Origin of the sequence: Cyanobium sp. Lug-B, from assembly GCF_024345635.1 — a bacterium.
Classification (GTDB): Bacteria; Cyanobacteriota; Cyanobacteriia; order PCC-6307; family Cyanobiaceae; genus Cyanobium; species Cyanobium minutissimum.
The window spans coordinates 1-5,024 of record NZ_JAGQBM010000115.1 but is presented as its reverse complement, the minus strand read 5'-3'; the positions used below and the strand labels follow the sequence as shown (position 1 = coordinate 5,024).

Here is a 5,024-nt window from a genome sequence, read left to right as displayed (position 1 = left end):
CACTCCCCCTTCCCACCGCCAGCCACCTGCCACGGCCGGTACCGCTGGAACTCCACCAGCGCACCCTGCCGCGGCAGCGCCGCCGCCACCTGCGCCGTGCTCACCGCCTCGATCCGCAGGCTCGGCAGCGACCGGTACAGATCACCCTCCAGTTGCAGACGCTGCTTCTGCAGCTCCGGCCGCCGCTCCGCCGGCAGGCTCACCGACGCCAGCTGCCGATCGATCCCAGCGATCCGCTGCGCCAGCTCACGCGTCTGTGGCCCACTCCCCGCCAGCCGCTGTTGCCGCTGCTCGATCTCCGCCAGCAGACCCTGGCGGTTCAGCCGCGTCTGCAGCGCCAGTTCCCTGGCACCGGGGTCCACATCCAGCAGCGCAAAAATCGTCGCCGGTGCATCGCTCTGCTCCGCCAGCAGACCCGCCCGCAGTTCGCGCGGCTGCAGCGGCAGCTCCCGCACCAGCCAGTTCCCCTGCGTTCGCGACACGCGGCTCAGCAGTGCACGGGCTGAGGCGTAGTCCTTCTGGTCAAAGAGAAAAAAAGCCAGATTGTTCAGACTCTGGGCCGTAGAGGGGTGCTCCTGTCCCTGCACCTTTTCGCGAATCGCTAGTGCACGCCTGTATAGCGGTTCAGCCTCCCCATAGCGACCCTGCTTGGCATACAGCAAGGCCAGGTTGCTGAGGCTGGTGGCCGTCTCATGGTGCTCCAGGCCCATCACCTTCTCGCTGATTGCCAGATCACGCTTGGAGAGCGGTTCGGCCTCCCTATACCGTCCCTGTTTGGCATACAGCAAAGCCAAGTTGTTGAGGGAGGTGCCCGTATCCCGATGCTCCGGGCCCTGCACCTTCTCGCGAATCGCCAATGCGCGCTTGGTAAGCGATTCGGCCTCCCCATAGCGGCCCTGGGCTCGATAGACTTCCGCCAAGTTACTCAAGCTTGTGGCCGTAAATGGGTGCTCCGGGCCCAGCGCCTTCTCGTTGATTACTAGGGCTCGTTTGTGAAGCGGTTCAGCCTCCCCAAAGCGGCCTTGAGCTCGATAAAGCTCCGCCAAGTTGTTGAGGCTGGTGGCCATCGCAGGGTGCTCTGAGTCAAGCACCTTCTCGCGGATCGCCAGAGCACGCCTAAAGAGCGGTTCGGCCTCCCCATAGCGGCCTTCGGCCCGATAGAGATCTGCTAAGTTGGCAAGACTGGTGGCCGTATCCGGATGCACTGGGCCCAGCAACTTCTCGCTGATTGCCAGATCACGCTTAGAGAGCGGTTCGGCTTCTCTATAGCGACCCTGGATGGAATAAATCAAGGCTAGATTGTTAAGACTACTGGCCGTATCTGGGTGCTCCGGTCCCAGCACCTTCTCGCAGATCGCCAGAGCACGTTTGTACAGTGGTTCAGCCTCAGAATAGCGGCCCTGGACGCGATAAAGCTCCGCCAGATGGCTTAGGCTGGCCGCTGTAAAGGGGTGCTCCGGACCCTGCACCTTCTCGCGGATTGCCAGGGCTCGCTTGTAATATGGTTCAGCCTCCCCATAGCGGCCCTGGACTTGATAAAGCGCCGCTAGATTATTTAGACTGGTGGCCGTTTCAGGATGTTCCGGACCCAGCACTTTCTCGCGAATCGCCAGCTCGCGTTTGTAGAGCGGTTCAGCCTCCCGATAGCGGCCCTGGTTCGCATAAAGAAAAGCTAGATTGTTGAGGCTGTTGGCCGTCTCTGGGTGCTCCGGCCCCAGTGTCCGCTCACACCAGGCCAACACTTTCTGCCGCAGTTCGGCCGCCTCCCCATAAGCCCCCTTAGCCTCCAGCTCATTAGCTTGCTTGATCCAGGACTGGACCTCGGCGACCTCCTTGGGTGCCGGCTCTATTTGCGAAACATTGACAGCAGAAGCATGCCGATCCTGCAAGGGAAAGCTCCGGCCTATCACCACTGCGGCAGCTGGTGACGCAAATGCCAGAACACTGGCCAACAGCAGTGTTTCTGCAGGCCTACGCCCAAGCCCTGCTGAACAGTCCATGCTACGCAGATCATGACGGAGCAATCACAGCCTACTGGCACTTCGAACGCCCATTCATACCTCCTGCACCTTCCCCCCCAGAGCCCAGCCGCTCGATCGGTCGCCCGTCCCCCGTCAGTTGGAACGCTCCCCACACGTACGCATCCCGAGACCGTGGACCCACATGGCAGCGGAAGATCGCCTGGGTCGCGCAGCGACTTCGCCCTCCCTTCTCGTTGCTGCAGACGCCCGTATTACACCGCGATGAAGGCGACCGTCGCGGCGTCATCCACCTTCTTCAGGCTCAGCGGCGTCCCTCGGCACCCCCCGCCGCGATGGAATCAACGCGAAGGCCTTCACCAGCCGCTGCCGCGAACACTGCGCTACCTGCTGGTCAATGCCGAGAGCCTCATCCGCGGCGTCCTCTATGAGTACGACACGATCAACGAGCTACAGGGAGGCAGCGGCGACTTCTCCACCGAGGCGGAGTACCTCCAACATGCGGGCCAAGTTAAAGCCACACTGAACTCCATGGCGAATCTGCTGCAGATGCTGGTGGAGCGCATTGCCGGCCAAGTTCCTGGTGGTACGCTCGGTGAGTTACAGCGTTACCTCATCACTGATCAGTCACCAGCTGGATCGATCGGTACGAAACCCTGCTGTATTGGGCCCCAGAAGTGAGGGTAAACGCAAATCAACCTGAGGAATCTGCTGGAGCCTAATCACCCTGGATCGCTTGGCGCGGAGTTTGTCGTGCATGACGCTGATGCAGCACCTGCAACAGGCCAAAGCCGAAGCCGCCCTGGCCAAGACCCTGACCAAGTTGCATCGTTAGATGCTGCTGGTGATCGACGACATCGGCAAAGTACGTAAGCATGACACCGGGACTTCGGTGCTGCTCGAGCTGGCTACATACCCCTACTTCCGGAAGATCCTGCTGGTGAAGACTAGCCAACCCTTCAGAGACTGGAAGAATCTAATCCCCACCATCAGCATGACCGTTGGACAGTAGGTCAGCTGGTTGGCAACTGCACGATCATCCAGATCATCGACGAGATGCACCGACTCGTGCCCGCACGAGGCTGAGCACCACCCCAGGCCGGTCGATTGTCAATGATCCTGCCTACCGACCAGGCATATCTTAAACAGACTAACTCTTTTGTGAGGCACCGCTGCCGCCGACGAAGTTAGCATCACTAAAGCTGTCTAAAAAAATGGGGAGGCACCCACGAGACTGTCGCCTCAACGATCTCACTCAGACAGGCGGAAAATTCCTGGTTAACACCAACGGTCGGCTTTTCAGATCACGGACGAGGAAGCTGAAGTTGCAAGCATAGTGTGGAACAGTCTATGCAGGGATGGCATCCTGTCGTTTCCGAGAAGTATCGAGCCAGATTATGCACAATCATTGAAGATACTTCAGAATACGCCGTTATTTCGAAATCCAGTGCGTGTCGCGGGCCCAGGCGTTCCAGGATCTCAGTCTCTCGCCCACTGGCCTATGGCGGCTAAGGCGTGATGGCTTCATCATTGGCAGTGTCTGCTGCTATCGCCTCGAACGTTGCCGCAGATCACTGCTGATTCACAGCATCCATGCCAGCTGGCTGCGAATCAAGGTGTCTTTAGGTCGTTGACAGGGGGATGATTTCGCAGTTCCAGGTGTCGGAAGTCATGGACTTAATCAGCACCAGTATATGTGTCGTACGTCGGGCCTTGGCACAATCTGTGCTACCACACCGCTACGAGAGAAAGCCATGGTCCGCTTCGTAGCGCTCGCTGTTGCAGGTGGACATCCAAACGACTGGTAACATTAGCTACGTCACGCTGCGGACATGAGTTACATTATTCAGAAAAGCTGGCAGAAGGCCAGCCACTCCAAATTCTCGGGGCATGACATGACCCCAGGAGTTAGAGGATGGCAGAGTTGTTGAGATGAGTTTACTCCAGCTAGAATGAAGCAATTGCTAGTAAAGTTGAGTATATGTTTAAACTGCGCTCGCGCCGTTAGTACAATGACTCACATAATGGCTCGCATATGTCGCCTCGGCCCCTCTATTGCGGCAACGATCGGGCTACAGTCAACATTTCTCCCAGCCGCAGCCCAGCAGTGCACGCCAGCGGGATGGTGCACTGTCATTGGAGTTGATGGATACACCATAGAATATACAGTTCTGGGCCGATCGGGTGGATATGTTCATACGGAAACCCAAAGTGTCACGGCATCTGGAGAAAGAGGCATTTCTCGTAGGCGGGTAATCGATTGCGTTAACTGGACAAGTAAGTTTGAAGCAGAAGACTCATTCTCCCTAATTTCGCCAGGGTCAGTTCCCGACCTCGTTGCTCGTGATCTTTGCCGTTGACTTCCTAGAAGTTCACCCTCGGATCAGCAGAAGCTGGTGTAAATAATGAAGCGTTTCATTACGCCAGAAGCTACCCATCTAAGACCATACGCTTACTCACTAGGCCGCAGGCGCTAACGCAACCCGAGACTCACACCTGTGTGGAGCCGCCATAGGCCGTCTGGATCCAGATGCCGGCGGGCAAGGGTCGATGCTGGGGAAGGGGAAAAGAGGCGGTGAAGCAGTCAGCGTTCCAGCTCTGACACAGTTGATTGCCGGTGAGCTGAACGGCCACCGCGAAATTCTCCAGATCGGCCTTGGCGGCCCTAGAGGGGGATCACCGAAGGAGGCTGCCGAAGCCGGGGCAGCAGTCGCCCCTGCGATCGCTCGTTCACATATCGGCAAGAAATCCAGCGCAGGGAAACCGTAACAACCGCCACCAATTTGCCCCCGCTCTCTAACTCTCAAAGCCTTCTGTTCCCCTTTCCAGAGCCCAGCCGCTCAATCGGACGCCAGTCCCCCGTAAGCTGGAACGCTCCCCACACATACGCATCCCGGTACAGCGGATCCGCATGCCGACGGAAGTCCGCCTGCGTCGCGCGCAGCGCCTCCGCCCTTCCTTCTCCCTGCCGCAGACGCCCGTAATACGCCGCCATGAACGCCGCCGTCGCCGCGTCATCCACCTTCCACAGGCTCAGCAGCGTCG

Annotated in this window: 4 protein-coding genes; 2 read left to right on the top strand and 2 right to left on the bottom strand. The window is 58.7% G+C overall.

The window, feature by feature from the left end:
- Positions 1-1,952: tetratricopeptide repeat protein (locus KBY81_RS16455; RefSeq protein WP_254977096.1), on the bottom strand; the 1,952-nt coding region annotated here is incomplete at its 3' end.
- Positions 1,953-2,243: 291 nt separating this feature from the next.
- Between KBY81_RS16455 and KBY81_RS16450 the strand changes: the two genes are divergently transcribed.
- Both KBY81_RS16450 and KBY81_RS16445 read left to right on the top strand, forming a co-directional pair.
- Positions 2,244-2,660, top strand: coding sequence for a hypothetical protein (locus KBY81_RS16450; RefSeq protein WP_254977095.1), 417 nt, complete (start codon positions 2,244-2,246; stop codon positions 2,658-2,660).
- Positions 2,661-2,814: 154 nt separating this feature from the next.
- The gene (locus tag KBY81_RS16445; protein WP_254977094.1) at positions 2,815-2,991 is read left to right on the top strand and encodes a hypothetical protein; all 177 of its coding nucleotides are present in this window, start codon (positions 2,815-2,817) and stop codon (positions 2,989-2,991) included.
- A gap of 1,791 nt (positions 2,992-4,782) precedes the next feature.
- On the opposite strand, the gene KBY81_RS16440 is transcribed toward KBY81_RS16445, so the two are convergent.
- On the bottom strand, positions 4,783-5,024 hold a 242-nt coding region (locus KBY81_RS16440), incomplete at its 5' end, for a CHAT domain-containing protein (protein ID WP_254977093.1).